General features: G+C 62.8%; 19 protein-coding genes. 16 read left to right on the top strand and 3 right to left on the bottom strand.

Going from position 1 to position 20,232, the window contains the following annotated elements:
- Positions 1–45: 45 nt before the first annotated feature.
- The 14 genes from QMA15_RS24180 to QMA15_RS24115 all read left to right on the top strand — a co-directional run bounded on the left by QMA15_RS24180 (position 46) and on the right by QMA15_RS24115 (position 15,796).
- Positions 46–1,365 carry an NAD(P)/FAD-dependent oxidoreductase gene (locus tag QMA15_RS24180; RefSeq protein WP_279164115.1) on the top strand — a complete coding sequence of 440 codons (1,320 nt, stop codon included), beginning with the start codon at positions 46–48 and terminating at the stop codon, positions 1,363–1,365.
- Complete coding sequence (locus tag QMA15_RS24175) at positions 1,365–2,276, top strand: bile acid:sodium symporter family protein (RefSeq protein ID WP_279164114.1); 912 nt, start codon at positions 1,365–1,367, stop codon at positions 2,274–2,276. Before QMA15_RS24180 ends, QMA15_RS24175 begins: the two co-directional genes overlap by 1 nt.
- Positions 2,273–3,271: an SDR family oxidoreductase gene (locus QMA15_RS24170; protein ID WP_279164113.1), complete on the top strand. Its 999-nt coding sequence runs from the start codon at positions 2,273–2,275 to the stop codon at positions 3,269–3,271. Before QMA15_RS24175 ends, QMA15_RS24170 begins: the two co-directional genes overlap by 4 nt.
- Before the next feature lie 53 nt (positions 3,272–3,324).
- Positions 3,325–3,786 carry a hypothetical protein gene (locus tag QMA15_RS24165; RefSeq protein ID WP_021344370.1) on the top strand — a complete coding sequence of 154 codons (462 nt, stop codon included), beginning with the start codon at positions 3,325–3,327 and terminating at the stop codon, positions 3,784–3,786.
- Between the two features lie 38 nt (positions 3,787–3,824).
- Positions 3,825–4,895 (top strand): N-acetyl-gamma-glutamyl-phosphate reductase, encoded by a 1,071-nt coding sequence (argC, locus tag QMA15_RS24160; RefSeq protein WP_019748609.1) that lies wholly within the window; start codon positions 3,825–3,827, stop codon positions 4,893–4,895.
- A 59-nt stretch (positions 4,896–4,954) separates the two neighbouring features.
- A complete protein-coding gene (argJ, locus tag QMA15_RS24155; protein WP_205907984.1) occupies positions 4,955–6,166 on the top strand; it encodes a bifunctional glutamate N-acetyltransferase/amino-acid acetyltransferase ArgJ in 1,212 nt (403 codons plus the stop codon).
- The gene (argB, locus tag QMA15_RS24150; protein ID WP_279164112.1) at positions 6,163–7,086 is read left to right on the top strand and encodes an acetylglutamate kinase; all 924 of its coding nucleotides are present in this window, start codon (positions 6,163–6,165) and stop codon (positions 7,084–7,086) included. Before argJ ends, argB begins: the two co-directional genes overlap by 4 nt.
- Complete coding sequence (locus QMA15_RS24145) at positions 7,083–8,282, top strand: acetylornithine transaminase (RefSeq protein ID WP_279164111.1); 1,200 nt, start codon at positions 7,083–7,085, stop codon at positions 8,280–8,282. Before argB ends, QMA15_RS24145 begins: the two co-directional genes overlap by 4 nt.
- The gene (argF, locus tag QMA15_RS24140) at positions 8,279–9,229 is read left to right on the top strand and encodes an ornithine carbamoyltransferase (RefSeq protein WP_019748605.1); all 951 of its coding nucleotides are present in this window, start codon (positions 8,279–8,281) and stop codon (positions 9,227–9,229) included. Before QMA15_RS24145 ends, argF begins: the two co-directional genes overlap by 4 nt.
- Entirely contained in the window at positions 9,226–9,705 is a 480-nt protein-coding gene (locus tag QMA15_RS24135; RefSeq protein WP_019748604.1) for an arginine repressor, read from the top strand. The genes argF and QMA15_RS24135 overlap by 4 nt, the downstream gene beginning before the upstream one ends.
- Before the next feature lie 47 nt (positions 9,706–9,752).
- Positions 9,753–10,952, top strand: coding sequence for an argininosuccinate synthase (locus QMA15_RS24130; RefSeq protein ID WP_007736221.1), 1,200 nt, complete (start codon positions 9,753–9,755; stop codon positions 10,950–10,952).
- A gap of 3 nt (positions 10,953–10,955) precedes the next feature.
- Positions 10,956–12,398, top strand: a complete 1,443-nt coding sequence (gene argH / locus QMA15_RS24125; RefSeq protein WP_029255450.1) for an argininosuccinate lyase — start codon at positions 10,956–10,958, stop codon at positions 12,396–12,398.
- A 170-nt stretch (positions 12,399–12,568) separates the two neighbouring features.
- On the top strand, positions 12,569–15,550 hold the full coding sequence (locus QMA15_RS24120; protein WP_279164110.1) for an acyl-CoA synthetase: 2,982 nt from the start codon (positions 12,569–12,571) through the stop codon (positions 15,548–15,550).
- 39 nt (positions 15,551–15,589) lie between these two features.
- Complete coding sequence (locus QMA15_RS24115) at positions 15,590–15,796, top strand: Trm112 family protein (RefSeq protein WP_003944045.1); 207 nt, start codon at positions 15,590–15,592, stop codon at positions 15,794–15,796.
- Here QMA15_RS24115 and QMA15_RS24110 read toward each other — a convergent pair.
- From QMA15_RS24110 to QMA15_RS24100, 3 genes are read right to left on the bottom strand one after another with little or no spacing between them, the layout of a single operon-like run.
- On the bottom strand, positions 15,793–16,404 hold the full coding sequence (locus tag QMA15_RS24110; protein WP_046378615.1) for a TetR family transcriptional regulator: 612 nt from the start codon (positions 16,402–16,404) through the stop codon (positions 15,793–15,795). The genes QMA15_RS24115 and QMA15_RS24110 overlap by 4 nt on opposite strands.
- On the bottom strand, positions 16,401–17,156 hold the full coding sequence (locus tag QMA15_RS24105) for an ABC transporter permease (protein ID WP_046378614.1): 756 nt from the start codon (positions 17,154–17,156) through the stop codon (positions 16,401–16,403). Before QMA15_RS24105 ends, QMA15_RS24110 begins: the two co-directional genes overlap by 4 nt.
- Positions 17,153–17,887: an ABC transporter ATP-binding protein gene (locus tag QMA15_RS24100; RefSeq protein WP_279164109.1), complete on the bottom strand. Its 735-nt coding sequence runs from the start codon at positions 17,885–17,887 to the stop codon at positions 17,153–17,155. Before QMA15_RS24100 ends, QMA15_RS24105 begins: the two co-directional genes overlap by 4 nt.
- A gap of 86 nt (positions 17,888–17,973) precedes the next feature.
- On the opposite strand from QMA15_RS24100, the gene QMA15_RS24095 reads away from it, so the two are divergent.
- The gene (locus QMA15_RS24095; RefSeq protein WP_259121200.1) at positions 17,974–18,582 is read left to right on the top strand and encodes a DNA-3-methyladenine glycosylase; all 609 of its coding nucleotides are present in this window, start codon (positions 17,974–17,976) and stop codon (positions 18,580–18,582) included.
- 19 nt (positions 18,583–18,601) lie between these two features.
- Positions 18,602–19,879 carry a tyrosine--tRNA ligase gene (gene tyrS / locus QMA15_RS24090; protein WP_020907871.1) on the top strand — a complete coding sequence of 426 codons (1,278 nt, stop codon included), beginning with the start codon at positions 18,602–18,604 and terminating at the stop codon, positions 19,877–19,879.
- Positions 19,880–20,232 lie beyond the last annotated feature (353 nt).

Raw genomic sequence — 20,232 nt, 5'->3', positions numbered from 1 at the left:
CCTGCACATTGCCGCAAGATTCGAACTATCTGCGACGCTCGACCCATGAGCACAGAGGGCAAGTACGCGCTGATCGGAGCGGGTCCGTCTGGATTGGCCGGCGCGCGAAACCTCGATCGAGCCGGCATAGCGTTCGACGGCTTCGAGAGCCACGACGACGTCGGTGGGCTCTGGGACATCGACAACCCGCACAGCACCGTCTACGAGTCGGCGCACCTCATTTCGTCGAAGGGCACCACCGCATTCGCGGAGTTCCCGATGGCGGATTCGGTTGCCGACTACCCGAGCCACGTCGAACTTGCCGAGTATTTCCGCGACTACGCCGATACCCACGATCTTCGCAGGCACTTTGCCTTCGGCACTACCGTCATCGACGTTTCGCCGGTCGATTCGCTGTGGCAGGTCACCACGCGTAGTCGCAGCGGTGAGACTTCAGTCGCGCGGTATCGAGGCGTGATCATCGCGAACGGAACGCTGTCGAAGCCGAACATACCGACGTTCCGGGGCGACTTCACCGGCACGTTGATGCACACGAGCGAGTACCGCAGTGCCGAGATCTTCCGCGGAAAGAGAGTGCTGGTCATCGGAGCGGGCAACAGTGGATGCGACATCGCCGTCGATGCCGTCCACCAGGCCGAGTGCGTCGATTTGAGCGTTCGGCGAGGCTACTACTTCGTCCCCAAGTATCTGTTCGGGCGACCCTCGGACACCTTGAATCAGGGAAAGCCGTTGCCGCCGTGGATCAAACAACGCGTCGACACCTTGGTACTCAAGCAGTTCACGGGAGATCCGGTGCGGTTCGGATTTCCGGCACCGGACTACAAGATCTACGAATCGCATCCGGTCGTGAACTCGTTGATCCTGCACCACATCGGGCACGGTGACGTGCACATGCGCGCTGACGTCGACCGGTTCGAGGGGAAGACGGTGCGGTTTGTCGACGGATCGTCTGCCGACTACGACCTCGTTCTCTGCGCCACGGGGTATCACCTCGACTATCCCTTCATCGCGCGCGAGGACCTGGATTGGTCGGGTGCTGCCCCGGACCTGTTCCTCAACGTCGCGAGTCGCCGCCACGACAATCTCTTTGTTCTCGGCATGGTCGAAGCATCCGGTCTCGGGTGGCAGGGCCGTTACGAGCAGGCCGAGTTGGTGGCCAAATTGATCACCGCACGCACCGAAGCCCCCGCCGCGGCGCGCGAATTCTCGGCAGCGGCGGCCGGCCCTCCTCCCGATCTGTCCGGGGGATACAAGTACCTGAAGCTGGGACGAATGGCCTACTACGTGAACAAGGACGCCTACCGATCGGCGATCAGACGGCACATCGGACTGCTCGATGCCGCTCTGACGAAGGGAAGTCAGTGATGCCGATCGATGACGTGGTGCTCAACTTCAACCCGGGATCGTTGATGATCCTCAACGTGGTGCTGGCCGCGATCATGCTGGGGATCGCCCTCGACACCTCGGTCGACGACTTCCGTCGTGCGCTCACCAAACCCAAGGCGATGGCGGTGGGTATCGCTGCCCAGTTCCTGCTGCTGCCGGCAGTGACTTTTCTGCTGACGCTGATTCTCTCGCCCGCTCCCTCGGTAGCGCTCGGCATGATCCTGGTGGCGTGCTGCCCGCCGGGCAATATCTCGAATGTCCTGACTCACCGGGCGGGCGGCGACGTCGCACTCTCGGTGTCCATGACGGCGGTGTCGAACGTCTTCGCGATCTTCCTCATGCCGCTCAATCTCGCGTTCTGGGGGAGCCGACGCCCCGAGACCGACGCTCTGTTGCAGTCCGTGAACCTGAATGCGCTCGAGATGGTCGCGCAAATCGCCCTGATCATCGGCGTGCCGTTCGTTCTCGGCATCTGGGCGGCACAAAAGTTCCCGGAGATCGCCGCGAAAGCGCAGCCTTGGGTGAAAAACGGTTCGTTGGTGGCGTTGTTGATCTTTATCGTCGCGGGTGTGTCAGGGAATGCGTCGTACTTCGTCGACTACATCGGGGTGGTACTGCTCGCGGTCTTCCTGCACGACACGGTTGCCCTCGCACTGGGATACTTCTGCGGCGCCGTCACCGGGTTGAACGAATACAGCCGTCGCGCCGTCTCTTTCGAGGTCGGCATCCGCAATGCCGGACTGGGGCTTGGCCTGGTGTTCACGTTCTTCGACGGGCTCGGTGGCATGGCCGTCGTGGCCGGCTGGTGGGGAATCTGGGACATCATCGCCGGGTTGGCTCTGGCGACGATCTGGTCCAAGCGACGCGCCCGAAAGGCGATACCGGCATGACCGTCGCACTCGTCACGGGCGGGAACGGGTTCCTGGGTACCGCTGTCATCGACGCACTGATCGCGCAGGGCATCACCGTTGTCTGTGCCGACCTCACGGTCAAGGACACGCCGGACGATCGCATCCGCCGCGTTAGGGCGGACGTCTGCGACCCCACAGAATTGGGGCGGGTGTTCGGTCAGTACCGACCGAACGTCGTGATCCACCTTGCGTCCATCGTGAATCCCGGCAAGAACACGACAGCAGAGCAGGAGTACCGCGTCGACGTCGACGGGACACGAAACGTGCTCGCGGCCTGCGTCGAACACGGGGTTGGACGGCTCGTCGTGTCTTCGTCCGGAGCGGCGTACGGCTACCACTCCGACAACCCACCGTGGATCACCGAGGACGTACCTGTCCGAGGCAACGACGAATTCACTTACAGTCGCCACAAACGCCTGGTCGAAGAGATGCTCGCCGAATATCGCGTCGAACACCCGGAGTTGGAACAAGTTGTCTTCCGGATCGGCACGATCTTGGGTGAGAGCGTCGACAATCAGATCACCGCGTTGTTCGATCGCCGCAAGCTGCTCAAGGTTGCCGGGAGCGACAGCCCCTTCGTGTTTGTCTGGCACACCGATGTCGCGGGCGCTTTTGCGGAGGCCGTGACCGGAAACCAAGTGGGCATCTTCAATGTCGCGGGCGACGGCGCGTTGACCGTCGACCAGTTGGCTTCCCGGATGGGCAAGCGCACGGTGACGCTTCCTGCATGGCTGTTGCGAGGCGTTCTACGCGTCGGACGGCGATTGGGCGTAACGGAACACGGTCCGGAGCGCGTCGGATTTCTCCAGTACCGACCCGTTCTCGACAATCGGCGGCTCAAGGAACAGTTCGGGTACGTCCCCGCATATTCGAGCGAGGACGCGTTTGCCGCTTACCTCGCCTCACGCCGACCCCTTCGGCAGACAGTCGTGGAAGGATCGGAGTTGTCCGTCGGCATTTCGAGAAGGGACTGACAGTGTCACGAAATGATGGGCCCGAACATGATGGGTCCGAGCACGATGGTTCCGTGCACCAGGTAGTCGAGGCCGCCAGTGCACTCGACGACAAGGACTTCCTCGCGGTCGTTCGCGCAGTGGTCGAGCGTCGTCCGAGCTTGTCGGTCCTTCTTTCCGTGGTGGACACCGCTGCCGCGAGCCTCGAGCCGCACCGTGTAGAGGACGACAACACGATCACCGACGCCGAAGAAGTCGAACTGCCCGACACCGTTGTGGAGGTCGACGAGATCATCGACGTCCCGGTGGTACTTGCGACCGACCCGAGAATTCCCGAACCCGACTACACCGAAGGGGGAGTCCCCACTTTCGACCGTGTTCGGGAGAAGATAGAGGGGCGCTTCGGTACTTCCATAGGTTCGGCCGAATTGGCACACGAGAGTCCTGCCGGAAAATCCGTCGACGAGCAGTGGGACGAGCGCCAGAAGGCCGCAAAAGCCAAGCTCGAGGAGATCCGGCGATCCATGGGTAAGTAATTATGCATTCCGATGCACAATGATGCATACTGTGTGACATGACTGAAGGTGGTACGACCGAGAACGCACGCAAGCCGATCAGAGTCGCCGTTGCCGGCGCCAGTGGGTACGCCGGTGGTGAGGTTCTGCGTCTGCTCCTCGGGCACCCGTCCTACGCCGACGGCAGTCTGGTGATCGGTTCGCTGACCGCCGGTGGCAACGCCGGTTCGACGCTCGGTGAGCATCATCCGCACTTGCTCCCACTCTCTTCGCGGGTACTCGAAGAGACCACTGTCGAAATCCTCTCGGGTCACGACGTCGTCTTCCTCGGTCTCCCACACGGAAATTCGGCTCAGTACGCCAAGTTGCTGCCCGAGTCGACGGTCATCATCGACTGCGGCGCGGACTTCCGGCTGCAGGATCCCGCAGCTTGGGAGAAGTACTACAAGAGCACTCATGCCGGTACCTGGCCATACGGTCTTCCTGAATTGCCCGGTGCCCGTGAGAAATTGGTAGGCGCAACCCGCATTGCCGTTCCGGGCTGCTACCCGACGGCAGCGAGCCTCGCGCTGGCCCCCGCCGTTGCCGCGGGGATCGTGGACTCACACGTGAACGTGGTTGCGGTCAGTGGCACTTCGGGCGCCGGCCGGGCGCCGAAGGCCGATCTGCTGGGTTCCGAGGTCATGGGCTCCGTCCGCGCATACGGTGTCGGAGGTGTCCATCGCCACACCCCTGAGATCATTCAGAATCTCTCGGCCGCGGGCGGCAAGGACATCAGTGTTTCTTTCACTCCAGTCCTCGCGCCCATGCCGCGCGGCATCCTCGCGACCTGCACGGCAGCCACCACGGCCACCGAAGAGCAAGCGCGCGAAATCTACGAAAAGGCATACAACGACGAGCCGTTCATCCACGTGCTGCCTGCCGGAGTCTTCCCGCAGACCGGTGCCGTGATCGGATCCAATGCCGTGCAGATCGGGGTCACCGTTGACGCCGACGCCGGTCAGCTCGTTGTCATCTCGGCAATCGACAATCTCACCAAGGGCACCGCCGGTGGCGCGGTGCAATCGATGAATCTCGCCCTTGGCCTACCCGAGACCGCAGGTCTCTCTACCGTGGGAGTAGCTCCGTGAGCACCGACAATCCGCAGCAGATCGACAACGCAACCGAGCCTGACGCGACAGTTACAGACGTGGTTCACGTCGCCGGGGGACGTCTGCTCCGCACACAGGGCGTTACCGCACCTGCCGGATTCCGCGGTGCCGGAATTGCTGCCGGTATCAAGAAGAGCGGCAAGTCGGACCTCGCATTGGTGCTCAACGAGGGACCCGATCTGGCCGCTGCCGGCGTCTTCACCCTGAACAAGGTCAAGGCTGCTCCGGTGCTGTGGTCTCAGCAGGTTTTGACGACGGGCAAGCTGCGCGCGGTCGTGCTCAACTCGGGCGGCGCAAACGCGTGTACCGGCGCGGGTGGATTCCAGGATGCGCACAAGACTGCCGAGGAAGTTGCCTCGGCACTGAGCAACTGGGGAACCGAGACGGGCGCGATCGAGGTCGCCGTCTGTTCGACCGGCCTGATCGGTGACCGCTTGCCCATGGACAAGCTGATCCCCGGTGTCACCGAGGTAGTGCACGAACTCGCCGGCGGAATCTCCGGCGGTACCGACGCGGCGTACGCGATCATGACCACCGATACCGTGCCCAAGCAGGCGTCGCTGCACCACGCGAACAAGTGGAACGTCGGCGGAATGGCCAAGGGTGCAGGCATGCTCGCGCCCGCACTGGCGACGATGCTGTGCGTCGTCACGACCGATGCTGTCGCAACGGCCGAGCAGCTCGATACCGCTCTGCGCGCCGCCACCCACCTGAGCTTCGATCGCCTCGACGTCGACGGCGCCACGTCCACCAACGACACGGTGCTCCTGTTGGCCTCCGGCGCCAGCGGTGTCACACCGACCCAGGACGAACTCAACGCCGCGGTCTTCGCAGTGTGCGACGATCTCGCGGATCAGTTGATGGCAGACGCCGAGGGCGTCACCAAGCGGGTCAAGGTGACGGTGCGCGGTGCAGCAACCGAATCCGACGCGCTGATCGGCGCCCGCACCATCGCCCGAGACAGCCTGGTCAAGACGGCACTGTTCGGATCCGATCCCAACTGGGGCCGCGTCCTCGCAGCAGTGGGTATCGCTCCCATCGAGCTCGATCCCGATCGAATCAGTGTGTCCTTCAACGGGAGTCCCGTCTGCATCGACGGCGTCGGCGCTCCGGGAGCACGTGAGGTGGACCTGAGCGGGATCGATATCGAACTCGACATCGACCTGGGAATCGGCAACGAGTCCGTGAGCATTCGCACCACGGACCTCTCGCACGCGTACGTCGAAGAGAACTCGGCGTACTCGTCATGACCGAGACATATCCCGTGATCAGCGAGCATCAGAAGGCGCATGTCCTCGCCGACGCGCTGCCGTGGCTGCAGCGATTCCGAGACAAGGTGGTCGTGGTCAAGTACGGCGGAAACGCCATGATCGACGAGACACTCAAGACCGCCTTCGCCGCGGACATGGCGTTCCTGAGGACTGTCGGCATCCACCCCGTCGTCGTGCACGGCGGCGGCCCGCAGATCAACGCGATGCTGGCACGCCTTGGCATGAAGGGTGAGTTTCGCGGTGGTTTCCGGGTCACGACGCCCGAGGTGATGGACGTCGTCCGGATGGTGCTCTTCGGTCAAGTGGGCCGTGAACTCGTCGGCCTGATCAACGCGCACGGTCCGTACGCGGTCGGTATCTCCGGTGAAGATGCGCACCTGTTCACCGCTACTCGACGCACTGTTGCGGTCGAGGGGGAGCCGACCGACATCGGCCTGGTCGGAGACGTCACCACCGTGAACCCAGACGCGGTACTCGATCTCATTGCGGCAGGACGCATTCCGGTGGTCTCGACCATCGCGCCCGATGCCGACGGCGTCGTCCACAACATCAACGCCGATACCGCTGCTGCCGCACTGGCCGAGGCGATCGGTGCCGAGAAGCTCGTTGTCCTCACCGACGTCGAAGGCCTGTACACCGATTGGCCGGACCGATCCTCGCTGGCCACCGAAATCGACACCGACGCCCTGGCCCAGTTGTTGCCGAGTCTCGATGCCGGCATGGTGCCCAAGATGGAGGCCTGCCTTCGCGCGGTGCGCGGAGGTGTGCCGTCGGCGCACGTGATCGACGGCCGGCTCGAACATTCAGTCCTACTCGAACTTTTCACCGGTGAAGGAATCGGCACGATGGTCGTGCCCGGCTCCTCGGTCGCCGGTCCCCAGCAGGGAGCTACTTCATGAGCACGATCGATCTGCAGCAGCGGTGGTCCGCTTCGCTGATGAACAATTACGGCGTACCCCGGGTTGCTCTCGTCCGCGGTGACGGCGCCGTACTCACCGACGCCGACGGCAAGCAGTACGTCGACTTCCTTGCCGGAATCGCCGTCAACATCCTCGGACACGGACATCCGGCCGTCGTCGAAGCCGTCACTACTCAGTTGTCGACACTCGGCCATGTTTCCAACCTGTACGCCAGCGAGCCGGTCGTCGAGTTGGCGGAGCAGTTGCTCGCTCATCTCGGCAACGTCACCGGGCGCGCGTTCTTCTGCAACTCCGGTACCGAGGCGAACGAGGCTGCCTTCAAGCTCGCACGCGCTACTGGCCGGAAGAAGATCATCGCGGCCGAGGGCTCTTTCCACGGTCGCACGATGGGGGCACTCGCTCTGACGGGTCAGCCGGCCAAGCGGGCGCCGTTCGAACCGATGCCCGCCGGTGTCGAGTTCGTGCCGTACGGCGATGTCGAGGCTCTGGAGCGGGCAGTCGATTCCGACACCGCTGCTGTGTTCCTCGAACCGATCATGGGTGAGGGCGGCGTCGTGGTGCCACCCGAGGGATACCTCGTCGAGGCTCGGCGGATCACCGCCGAACGCGGGGCGCTGCTCGTACTCGACGAAGTTCAGACCGGCATCGGCCGGACCGGCTGGTTCTACGCACATCAGGCAGTCGGCATCGTGCCGGACGTCATCACTCTTGCGAAGGGACTCGGCGGCGGAATGCCGATCGGCGCCTGCATCGCGACCGGAGCAACGGCAGAGTTCTTCGGACCGGGCAAGCACGGTACGACGTTCGGTGGCAATCCGGTGTGCGCTGCGGCGGCGCTTGCCGTGCTGAAAACCATTGCAGCGGAAGACCTGATCTCACGCGCCGACTGCTTGGGCAAATCGATCTCGGCGGGCATCGAAGATCTGGGCCATCCGTTGGTCGACTACGTACGGGGATCGGGACTGTTGCTGGGTGTCGTGCTGACCGAGGACGTCGCGCCGGCGGTGGAAAATGCCGCGCGCGAAGCCGGGTACCTTGTGAATGCAGCGCAACCCGGAGTGATCCGGTTGGCGCCGCCGCTCATCCTCACGGATGAGCAGGCCGAGACCTTCGTGGCAGCACTACCTGCCATCTTCGACAGTGCACTATCGGCTGACCAGCCGGGGGAGAAGTGACTACCGTGGTGAAACACTTTCTCAGGGACGACGATCTGACTCCGGCGCAGCAGGCCGAAGTTCTGGAACTCGCTGCGATTCTCAAGAAGGACCCGTTCGCTCGGCGTCCACTCGAGGGTCCTCGCGGAGTCGGCGTCATCTTCGAGAAGAACTCGACGCGTACACGTTTCTCGTTCGAGATGGGCATCGCGCAGATGGGCGGCCACGCCGTCGTCGTCGACGGGCGCAGTACCCAACTCGGTCGTGAAGAGACGTTGGCGGACACCGGACGCGTACTCTCCCGCTATGTCGACGCCGTCGTGTGGCGCACGTTCGGCCAGAAGCGCTTGGAGCAAATGGCAACGGGTGCAACGATTCCCATCGTCAATGCGTTGTCCGACGAATTTCATCCCTGTCAGGTTCTGGCCGATCTGCAAACGCTGATCGAGCAGAAGGGTGAGCTCAAGGGACTGAAGCTGACCTACCTGGGCGACGGCGCCAACAACATGGCTCACTCGCTGATGCTCGGCGGAGTCACCGCAGGCATCGACGTCACCATCGCAAGTCCCGCTGGCTTCGAACCGGCGGACTGGGTAGTAGCAGCAGCGCGCACACGCGCCGCGGAAACCGGTGCAACCATCACGCTGACGCAGGACCCGCAGGCCGGCGTCGTCGGTGCCGACGCGTTGGTCACCGATACCTGGACCTCGATGGGTCAGGAGAACGACGGGCTCGATCGGGTCGGACCTTTCCGCCCGTTCCAGATCAACAAGGAACTGCTCGCCAAAGCAGATCCGAAGGCTGTCGTCCTGCACTGCCTGCCGGCCCATCGCGGCGAAGAGGTCACCGACGAGGTTCTCGACGGACCCCAGAGCGTCGTCTGGGACGAGGCGGAGAACCGTCTGCACGCCCAGAAGGCGTTGCTCGTGTGGCTGCTGGAACAGCGAACCCAACTGGACCAGGCGTGAGCGTCGCTCCCACTCGGGCCGGTCGCCAGTCGCGCATCATCGCGCTGCTGGCGGCGCATCCCGTCCGAAGTCAGACGGAGTTGGCGGCGTTGCTCGGTGCCGAGGGCATCGAAGCGACGCAGGCAACCCTCTCGCGTGACCTCGAAGAGCTGGGAGCGGTGAAACTGCGTGCCGCTGACGGCGGCGCCGGTGTTTACGTGGTGCCGGAGGACGGGAACCCGGTACGCGGTGTGTCCGGCGGTACCGACCGCCTCTCACGGCTGTTGGGTGAGCTGTTGGTCTCCACCGATTTCAGCGGCAACATGGCGGTTCTCCGGACACCGCCGGGAGCCGCGCACTACCTCGCGAGCGCACTGGATCGGTCCTCGATGCCCGACATCGTGGGAACGATCGCCGGAGATGACACCATCTTCGTGGTGGCCCGAGAACCGCTTTCCGGAGCGGAACTCGCGGCCATGATCGAATCGCTCGCCTGACCCCTTATTCTTTGATAGAGATTTTCAACCGAAGGAGCACAAAAACCATGGCCGATCGCGTCGTACTCGCCTACTCGGGCGGGCTGGACACTTCTGTTGCCATCAGTTGGATCGGTAAGGAGACGGGCGCTGAAGTTGTCGCCGTCGCCATCGATCTGGGGCAGGGTGGCGAGGACATGGAGGTCGTGCGTCAGCGCGCGATCGACTGCGGCGCAGTCGAATCCGTTGTCGTCGACGCTCGCGACGAGTTCGCGGACGAGTACTGCCTGCCGACCATTGCGGCCAACGCCCTCTATATGGACCGCTACCCGCTGGTCTCGGCCATCAGCCGTCCGCTGATCGTCAAGCACATCGTCGAAGCTGCACGCTCGCACGGCGGCACCATCGTCTCGCACGGTTGCACCGGTAAGGGCAACGACCAGGTTCGCTTCGAGGTCGGATTCGGCGCCCTTGCACCCGACCTTCAGGTCATCGCACCGGTCCGCGACTACGCCTGGACCCGCGAGAAGGCCATCGCCTTCGCCGAAGAGAACAACATCCCGATCAACGTCTCCAAGAAGTCGCCGTTCTCGATCGACCAGAACGTCTGGGGCCGCGCCGTCGAAACCGGATTCCTCGAGGATCTGTGGAACGCACCGACGAAGGACGTCTACGACTACACCCAGGACCCGACGGTCAACTGGAACGCGCCCGACGAGCTCATCATCAGCTTCGACAAGGGTCGCCCGGTTGCCATCGACGGCCGCCCGGTGTCGGTTCTCGAAGCCATCCAGGAACTGAACAAGCGCGCAGGCGCTCAGGGCGTCGGTCGCCTCGACGTCGTCGAGGACCGTCTCGTGGGCATCAAGAGCCGTGAGATCTACGAAGCTCCCGGAGCCATGGTTCTCATCACCGCGCACCAGGAACTCGAGCACGTCACCCTCGAACGCGAACTCGGTCGCTACAAGCGTCAGATGGAGCAGCGTTGGTCCGAGCTGGTCTACGACGGCCTCTGGTTCTCGCCCCTCAAGGACGCACTGGACACGTTCGTCAACAAGACGCAGGAGCGCGTCACCGGCGACATTCGTCTCTTCCTGCACGGTGGAGCCATCACCGTCAACGGTCGTCGTAGCCCGGAGTCGCTCTACGACTTCAACCTCGCGACGTACGACGAGGGCGACAGCTTCGACCAGTCCGCATCGAAGGGCTTCGTCGAGATCCACGGTCTGTCGTCGAAGGTCGCCGCGAAGCGCGATCTGGGACTCTGAGCCATGACGGCTCACGGTGACGGAGACGCTCAGAAACACGGCACCAACGAAGGCGCGCTGTGGGGCGGACGGTTCGAGTCCGGACCGGCCGCTGCCATGGCGGCGCTGAGCAAGTCGACTCACTTCGACTGGGTCCTCGCTCCGTACGACGTGCGGGCGTCGCAGGCGCATGCTCGCGTACTGAACAAGGCAGGCCTGCTCAGCGAGGCCGACCTCGCAACAATGCTCGACGGTCTCGACCGTCTGGCGGCAGATGTCGCCAGTGGCGCCTTCGGACCGAGTGATTCGGACGAGGACGTACACGGCGCACTCGAACGCGGTCTGATCGAGCGTGTCGGGCCTGAGGTCGGCGGACGCCTGCGTGCTGGTCGTTCGCGAAACGACCAGGTGGCCACGCTGTTCCGAATGTGGCTTCGGGATGCGGTTCGCCGCATCTCCACCGGCGTTCTCGACGTGGTCGACGCATTGGCGACTCAGGCCGGGGCTCACCCGGATGCCGTGATGCCGGGCAAGACGCACCTGCAGGCTGCTCAACCGGTCTTGTTGGCACATCACCTGCTCGCCCATGCGCATCCGCTGTTGCGCGACGTGCAACGTCTTCGCGACTTCGACGTACGAGCTGCGGTGTCCCCGTACGGTTCCGGTGCACTCGCCGGTTCCTCGCTCGGTCTCGACCCCGAAGCCATTGCAGCGGAATTGAAGTTCGACAGCTCGGCCGAGAACTCGATCGACGCAACCGCTTCGCGTGATTTTGCGGCCGAGGCAGCGTTCGTGCTTGCGATGATCGGTGTCGATCTCTCCCGCATGGCGGAAGAGATCATCATCTGGAGCACACCGGAATTCGGCTACATCACGCTTGCCGACGCGTGGTCGACAGGTTCGTCGATCATGCCGCAGAAGAAGAATCCGGATGTCTCGGAACTTACGCGCGGTAAGTCTGGTCGTTTGATCGGTAACCTCACCGGCCTGCTGGCGACGCTCAAGGCTCAGCCGCTGGCGTACAACCGCGATCTGCAAGAGGACAAGGAACCGGTCTTCGACTCGGTTGCGCAGCTGGAGATGTTGCTCCCGGCCATCACCGGCCTGGTGCAGACTCTCGAGTTCCACACCGCGCGTATGGCGGAACTTGCTCCGGCAGGGTTCACGTTGGCCACCGACATCGCGGAGTGGATGGTGCGGCAGGGCGTGCCGTTCCGGGTTGCACACGAGGCTGCTGGAGCGTGTGTGCGTGTCGCCGAAGCGCGAGGCGTCGGACTCGAAGATCTCACGGACGAGGAACTGGCCGGCGTCGACAGCGCGCTGACACCCGCTGTTCGTGAGGTGCTGACAGTCGAGGGTTCCATCGCTTCGCGTAATGCGCGAGGCGGCACCGCGGGGGTGCGGGTAGCAGAACAGTTGGACGGAGTCCGAGCAGTGGCGCAGTCGCTGCGGGAATGGACCCTCTGACCTTGCGGTCACGAGTGTTTCCCCTCTCTTTTCGGCAGTAGTCCTTCGGTCGTACGCGGTCAGGGAGCAGAATTTGCTCCCTGACCGCGTACGCGTATTCGTCGTCAGTAGGCTTGTTGCGCGCGGGAAAAATGAGACTGACGTCACATGGTGAGTAACTTGGGAGTGAAATGGTGGGATTGAATTCCAAGTCTGTGCTGGGCCCGATTCGTCGGGTGGTTGCGACAGCACAAAACGGCCTCGAGGTCGTCCGGTTGGGTGGGCTGGAAACGGATGCGACCACGTCGCCGTTCGAGATCGTCGAGCGCGCTGCGATGTACCGGCTTCGCCGCTACTTCCCGGACAGCGATCCGGAAACCGTCGGTGCACCGATCGTGCTGATCCCGCCGATGATGATGTCGGCGAACGTGTACGACGTGACTCGCGACCAGGGTGCTGTGGGAATTCTGCACGAGATGGGCCTGGACCCCTGGGTAGTCGATTTTGGTTCGCCCGACTCCGAAGAGGGCGGTTGGGATCGCAATCTCGCCGATCACATCATCGCTCTCAGCGACATCATCGACCACATCCACCGTCACACCGGTAAAGATGTTCACATCTCCGGCTATTCGCAGGGCGGCATGTTCGCCTATCAAGCTGCCGCGTATCGGCGTAGTCGAAACATCGCCAGCGTCATCACCTTCGGCAGTCCGGTCGACACACTCGCCGCGTTGCCCTTCGGTATCCCGGCCGGACTGGCCACCAAGGGTGCGGATTTCCTCGCCGATCACGTCTTCAATCGCCTGGCGGTCACCGGGTGGATGGCTCGCACCGGGTTCCAGTTGCTCGATCCCGTGAAGACGTTGAAGATGCGCGTCGACTTCCTGCTTCAACTGCACGACCGTGAGGCTTTGCTGCCGAGGGAGCAGCAGCGACGCTTCCTCGCGACCGAGGGTTGGGTCGCGTGGTCCGGGCCCGCGGTTGCCGAACTGCTCAAGCAGTTCATCGTGCACAACCGAATGATGACCGGTGGATTTGTCATCAAGGATCAATTGGTCTCGCTCGCCGAGATCACCTGCCCCATCCTGGCATTCGTCGGCGAGGTCGACGACATCGGTCAACCTCAGGCGGTCCGTGGGATCAGCCAGGCGGCGCCGCGGGCCAAGGTCTACGAATCTGCCTTGCGCGCAGGTCATTTCGGTTTGGTTGTCGGTTCCACCGCGGCCAATCACACCTGGCCGACCACCGGTGAATTCGTGCAGTGGACCGAGACGGGTGGACCCCTCCCGGACCGTATCGCGAACATGGTCTACGGCGCCGACCTCGAAGACCAGACCGGTGTGTCGATCAGCAATCGGATCATCCACACCGTCGCCTCGGTCGCTGAAGTAGGTGCAGGAGTCACCAAGGGAATCAGTGACCTTGCAGCTGGTGCGTTGCGCGGGACTTTCGAATTGTCCGGTGAAGCGGCACGCGCGTTGCCACGTCTGGCGCGACTCAACCAAATTCAGCCGCACACCAAGATCTCGCTGAGTCAATTGCTCGCGGAGCAGCGTCGAAAAGCGCCGAACGGCGAGTGCTTCCTCTTCGACAATCGTGTGCACACCTATGAAGCGGTCAACGCCCGCATCGACAATGTCGTGCGTGGATTGATTTCCGTGGGAGTGCGTCCGGCAGCGCACGTCGGTGTCCTGATGGAGACCCGCCCCAGCGCGCTCGCGGCCATCGCGGCCCTGTCGCGCCTCGGTGCCGTTGCCGTCATGCTTCCGCCGGGGTCCGACATCTCGGCGGCGGTCAAGCTGGGATCGGTTGATCGGATCATCACCGATCCGGAGAACGTCGACGCTGCGGTGGTCACCGGTAGGCCGGTCTTGGTACTCGGCGGCGGCGATGCCCGCGGACTCGAGGTGGATCCGTCACACGACGTGATCGATCTCGAACAAATCGATCCGACGAAGGTCAATCTGCCCGGTTGGTACCGGCCGGATCCCGGCGTCGCCCGTGAACTCGCATTCATCATCTTTGCGGAATCGGGCGGTGTGCTCGAAGCCAAGCAGATCACCAACTACCGGTGGGCACTGTCGGCCTTCGGAACGGCCACGGCGGCAGATCTCGATCGCGGTGACACCGTGTACTGCCTTGCACCACTCCATCATTCGTCGAGTCTGCTCGCGACCATCGGTGGCGCCATGGCCGGTGGCTCACGGATTGCGCTCTCACGCGGACTGAATCCGGCTCGATTCGTCGAGGAAATCCACCGCTACGGTGTGACCGTCGTGAGTTACACGTGGTCGATGATGCGCGAGATCCTCGACGAGGATCTTCTTCTCATCGACGGTAGCCATCCGGTCCGACTGTTCATCGGTTCGGGAATGCCCCACGGGCTGTGGAAGCGGACCACGGAGGCGTTCGACCCCGCGCAGGTGCTCGAGTTCTATGCGTCGACCGAAGGTGACGTGATTCTTGCCAATGTCGCGGGCTCCAAAGTTGGTTCCAAGGGCCGCCCGTTGCCGGGTAGCGCGCAGGTGCGGTTGGCGGCATACGACCCGCTGAGTGGTCGGCTCCTCGAAAATGGAAACGGATTTGTCCGTGAGTGCGCCGAAGACGAAGTCGGGTTGCTACTCGGGCGCGCGGGATTCACTGCCGATCTCTCGGGCGGAGCCATGCGGGGACTCTTCCAAGCGGGTGATTCGTGGATTCCCACGGAGAATCTCTTCCGCCGGGACGCCGAGGGCGACTACTGGCTGATCGATCACAAGAACACGGTCATTTCGACGCTCCGCGGTCCCGTGTTCACCCAGCCGATCGTCGACGCGTTGTCGAGTGTGGCGCGGGTGGATCTTGCCGTCGCATACGGCGTCGGTGACGCGCCACATCAGCTGGCGGTCGCTGCCGTGACATGGCGTCCGGGGCGGCAGTTCCGTTCCGCCGAGCTTGCGGAGGCTCTCTCGCGCATCGCTTTTGATGCGCGCCCGGATATCGTGCACGTGGTTGACGAGATCCCGGTGGGTTCGTCGTACCGTCCGAGTTCCACTGCATTAGCTGCGGCCGGATTGCCGGCGCCAGGACCACGGACCTGGTTCCTCGATTCCGAGACGCAGTCGTACAAGCGGCTGACCAAGGCAATTGCCGCGCAGTTGATGCCGACGAGGGTGGGCACCGGAGCACGGTAGCCTGAGGACATTCTGTTTGATCGGTTCGAGAGGACTCACGTGGCTATTGATTCGACGTTGCTCAGCATTTTGGCCTGCCCCCAGGACAAAGGCCCGCTGTTGCTGGTCGGGGACGAGTTGCTCTACAACCCGCGCCTGCGGCGTGCATACCCGATCGAGAACGGCATTCCCGTTCTGTTGATCGACGAAGCACGCGATGTGGCGGACGACGAGCACGAGAAGTTGCTCGCGCGGGCTGAAGGCTAGATCGGTAATTCACCGGTCAGGTACCGCTGGAGGTTCGGAGCCACCAGCGGTACCAACGCGTCAACGCTCAATGATGCGAGTGGTTCGAGTCCGAGCACATATCGCGTGACCAGCAGGCCGGCCATCTGAGATGCCACCAATTCCGCTCTGATCAAGCCGGTACCAGGTGGTGTGTCCACCCGCGGAATGATGTCGCGCAATACGACATCGAGCAGAAAGCTCTGGATCAGCTGCGATCCGTCGCCGGAAACCGCCGATCGAAAAGCCGCCAGAATCGCCGGCTGGTGTTCCGATTCCCACAGCCCGATCACTGCTCTGAGTAGATTTTCGCCGAGATTTTCGGTCGGAGAGGCGTGAACCGGTCCCAATACCTGGACTGGATCGATCGGTAGCGCGATCGCAGCGGTGAACAACTGCTCCTTGCTTCCGAAATGATGATGAATCATGGCCGGATCGACGTCAGCGGCCGCAGCTATCGATCGAACGGTTGTTCGTCGAAAACCGTTCTGGGAGAACGCCCGTCGCGCCGAATCGAGGATCTGCGCGCGAGTCTCCGACTTGCCCGGTCGTCGCCCCGAACGTGCGGGCGCCGTGTCGTTGTCGGTCATGGAGTGCGGCGATCGAGTGTTGCCGCGGCCAGCGAGAGTGCTGCGGCGGCGAAGCCCGCCATGACGGCGAGATCACGCCACATCTGACCCGTCGCGTCGGCATGCATCGATACCTGTTGAAGTGCGTCGACGGCGTAGCTCAAGGGGAGGACGTTGCTGATCCATTCGAGCCAGGTCGGCAATTGGTCGCGGGGCACGAGGAGTCCGCAGAGGAACAGTTGGGGGACCACAACTACCGGCATGAACTGCACCGCTTGGAACTCGGTCTTCGCGAATGCGCTGGCCAACAGGCCGAGCGCAACGCCGAGTATTGCGCCGAGAACTGCAATGACGATGACCCAGGCAAGACTGCCGGCGATGGTGAGTCCGAGAAATCCGAAAGCAACCGCGCACGCGAGAGCCGCCTGAGCGGCGGCCGAGAGCGAAAATGCCGCGCCGTATCCCGCCAGAAGATCGAGTTTGCCCATCGGTGTGGTGAGCAGGCGTTCGAGTGTTCCTGAACTGCGTTCGCGCTGCATGGCGATGGACGTGACCAGGAACATGACCACAAACGGCAAGATTCCCAGCATGGTGATCGCCACCCGTTGGAACAGTGAAACCTGGCCGGGCGGCGTGGGTACGTCTTGGTAGAGGAAATACAGCAAAATCATCAACAACGACGGGACCAACAAGATCATGGCCACCGTGCGACGGTCCTGGCGGAGCTGAAGCAGAATGCGTACGGTCGTAGCACCGAAGATCCTGATGCTCATGATATTTCGCCTCCGACGGGTGAAGTCCGAATCAGCTCGAGGAAGGCGTCCTCGAGGCGTTCACATCTGGTTTTGGCGCGCAATTCATCGGGTGTGAGTTGAGCGAGGAGATGCCCGTCTCGCATCAGGATCAGTTCAGCGCAGTGGTCGGCCTCATCCATGACGTGGCTGGAGACCAACAGGGTGGTTCCGCTGCGAGCAAGGTCGGCAAATCGTTCCCACAATTCGACACGAAGCACCGGATCGAGACCAACGGTCGGTTCGTCGAGGATCAACACATCAGGTGATGCCACCAACGCGCATGCCAGCGAGACTCGACCGCGTTGACCTCCGGACAGATCGGCGGCGGTCCGGTCGGCGTATCGGCTCAATCCGACGGCGTCGACCGCTGCTGCGACGTCTGCGCCGGACTTGCCGTACAGAGCGCCGAAGTACTGGACGTTTCGAGTGACCGTCAGGTCGCCGTACACGCTGGGGGATTGGGTGACGTATCCGACCCGGCGGCGAAGGGCAACGGACCCCGCGAGGTCGCCCAGGAGTCTGACCTCACCACTTTCGACGATCTGGGTTCCGACTATCGCGCGCATCAGGGTTGTCTTGCCGCAGCCGGACGGGCCGAGCAGTCCGGTGATCGATCCTGCCGAAACCTGCAGGTCGAGTGAGTGAAGAACTTCGTGCTTGCCGCGAATGACTCGTAGTCCGCGGATGTCTATTGCCGGCGTGGTGGTCACGGTTCGCCTCATTTCAATAATTCATCACTTGTTGAATTATGCGACTCGGCCGACCGATGAGTCAACGGCGTGGGCACAATCGAAGGGTGAGTATCGAGACCTTGGAAAATGTGAAGAACCCGTTGGAAGCGGGCCTGACAATTCTCGGCTCGACCCTGATCGTCGACGACATCTCGCTGAGGATTGTCGAGGTCGAGGCGTACGGAGGGGAGAAGGACGGGCCCTGGCCAGATCCGGCAGCACATTCGTATCGGGGGCAAACGCCGCGGAACAGCGTGATGTTCGGGCGGGCGGGCCGTCTCTACGTCTACCGCAGCTACGGAATGCACTTTTGTATGAACATCTCGTACGGCCCGGATGGTGTCGCAGGTGGTGTTCTGCTCCGAGCGGCCGAAATCGAGGCCGGTCACGATGTGGTGTCTGCTCGGAGATCGCCGGATCGACCATCTCACCAATGGGCCAGAGGGCCAGGTAATCTCGGCGCTTCCGTTGCAATCACGTTGGCGGACAACGGAACAGACGTGTTCAACCCTGCTTCGCGGATTCGGCTCGAATTGGGGGAGTCGAAGGAGTGGGTCAGTGGACCGCGGGTGGGGGTCAGTACTGCGGCCGAGGTCCCGTGGCGCCTCTGGATTCCGGACTCGCGAGCGGTGTCCGCGTACCGCCGAAGCCCGCGAGCGCCGGTCATTTCGTGAAGATGGGATGATCGAGTCCGTGACTGAGAATATTCTCGACGAACTGACCTGGCGTGGGCTGATCGCCCAATCAACTGATCTCGACGCTTTGCGTAAAGATCTCGAGGCCGGACCGGTCACGTTGTATGCGGGCTTCGACCCGACCGGACCGAGCCTGCACGCAGGTCACCTGGTTCCTCTCCTCGCGCTCAAGCGGTTTCAGCGTGCCGGTAACCGTCCGATCGTCCTTGCCGGCGGCGCAACAGGCCTGATCGGTGATCCCCGTGACGTCGGGGAACGGACGATGAACTCCGCCGATACCGTTGCGGACTGGGCAGGTCGCATCCGTGGTCAGCTCGAACGATTCGTGGATTTCGACGATTCACCGACGAGTGCGGTCATCGAGAACAACATGAACTGGACCGGCAAGATGTCGGCCATCGACTTCCTGCGTGATGTCGGCAAACACTTCTCCGTGAACGTCATGCTTGCGCGTGACACCGTGAAGCGTCGTCTCGAGTCGGACGGGATGTCGTACACCGAGTTCAGCTACATGCTGCTCCAAGCCAACGACTACCTGCACTTGCGACGCGATCTCGGCTGCACTCTGCAGGTCGGTGGGTCCGATCAGTGGGGCAACATCATCGCGGGCGTCGAACTCAACCGTCGTGTCGACGGCGAGAGTGTTCACGCAATGACCGTTCCGCTGGTGACCTCGGCTGATGGGAAGAAGTTCGGAAAGTCGACCGGTGGCGGAAGCTTGTGGCTCGACCCCGAGATGACCAGCCCGTACGCGTGGTACCAGTACTTCGTGAACACCGGCGACGCCGACGTGATCAAGTACCTGCGCTGGTTCACGTTCCTGACCGCAGACGAACTCGCGGAGTTGGAGACTGCAACAGCGGAGCGTCCGCATGCGCGCGAAGCGCAGAAGCGATTGGCCGCCGAGATGACGACCTTGGTTCACGGAGAACACAACACTCGCGCCGTCGAGCTCGCCAGCCAGGCGTTGTTCGGCAAGGCGGAATTGGCGGAACTCGACGAGTCGACGCTCGCCGCGGCGCTGAAGGAAGCATCTGTCAGCGAATTGGCGCCGGGGGAGCCGCGCACGATCATCGATCTGCTTGTGACGAGCGGTTTGTGTGAGAGCAAAGGAGCTGCTCGACGCGCAGTGAAGGAAGGCGGCGCTTCGGTGAACAACCAGAAGGTGTCGGCCGACGACTGGGAGCCCGCCGCATCCGATCTGCTTCACGGCAGCTGGTTGGTCGTCCGGCGCGGAAAGCGCAATTTCGCCGGCGTGAAAATACTTTCGAACTGACGTGTGTGGGGTCACAGTTGTCTCGCGGGGCTCCTGTGGCCGTTGGTGGCCCGCCTGCGGGCGGGCTACCAGCGGATTTAACCTGGCGAACACCTGCGACCTGCACGTTTGACGCTCAGTTTTCATTCGCGTAACTTTGTCCAAGTCAGAGCGACACGGACACCAACCCCGACCGAGAGGCCGGGGACACGCGGTTGGACGAAGTCGGAGACATTCAGGCTCAACGGGAACTTGCTTCCTGGGAGCGAACAAGCTAAGATTGTAACCCTTGCCCCGGAGCTTTCAACCAGTTTGAAGCGATGGTGTGTGCGTGTTCTTTGAGAACTCAACAGTGTGTCGATGAATGTCAGTGC

This window comes from Rhodococcus sp. APC 3903 (genome assembly GCF_030407755.1).
In the GTDB taxonomy this organism is placed as follows: domain Bacteria; phylum Actinomycetota; class Actinomycetes; order Mycobacteriales; family Mycobacteriaceae; genus Rhodococcus_F; species Rhodococcus_F erythropolis.
The sequence above is the reverse complement of the archived record's forward strand: the minus strand, read 5'-3'. Positions and strand labels throughout refer to the sequence as shown.

Bases quoted from the DNA above. Each gene is read 5' to 3' on its own strand.
- argC (WP_019748609.1), top strand. From the start codon at position 3,825: ATGACTGAAGGTGGTACGACCGAGAACGCACGCAAGCCGATCAGAGTC.
- argH (WP_029255450.1), top strand. From the start codon at position 10,956: ATGACGGCTCACGGTGACGGAGACGCTCAGAAACACGGCACCAACGAA.
- QMA15_RS24145 (WP_279164111.1), top strand. From the start codon at position 7,083: ATGAGCACGATCGATCTGCAGCAGCGGTGGTCCGCTTCGCTGATGAAC.
- QMA15_RS24170 (WP_279164113.1), top strand. From the start codon at position 2,273: ATGACCGTCGCACTCGTCACGGGCGGGAACGGGTTCCTGGGTACCGCT.
- argB (WP_279164112.1), top strand. From the start codon at position 6,163: ATGACCGAGACATATCCCGTGATCAGCGAGCATCAGAAGGCGCATGTC.
- QMA15_RS24175 (WP_279164114.1), top strand. From the start codon at position 1,365: ATGCCGATCGATGACGTGGTGCTCAACTTCAACCCGGGATCGTTGATG.
- QMA15_RS24180 (WP_279164115.1), top strand. From the start codon at position 46: ATGAGCACAGAGGGCAAGTACGCGCTGATCGGAGCGGGTCCGTCTGGA.
- QMA15_RS24105 (WP_046378614.1), bottom strand. From the start codon at position 17,156: ATGAGCATCAGGATCTTCGGTGCTACGACCGTACGCATTCTGCTTCAG.
- QMA15_RS24130 (WP_007736221.1), top strand. From the start codon at position 9,753: ATGGCCGATCGCGTCGTACTCGCCTACTCGGGCGGGCTGGACACTTCT.
- QMA15_RS24120 (WP_279164110.1), top strand. From the start codon at position 12,569: ATGGTGGGATTGAATTCCAAGTCTGTGCTGGGCCCGATTCGTCGGGTG.
- QMA15_RS24110 (WP_046378615.1), bottom strand. From the start codon at position 16,404: ATGACCGACAACGACACGGCGCCCGCACGTTCGGGGCGACGACCGGGC.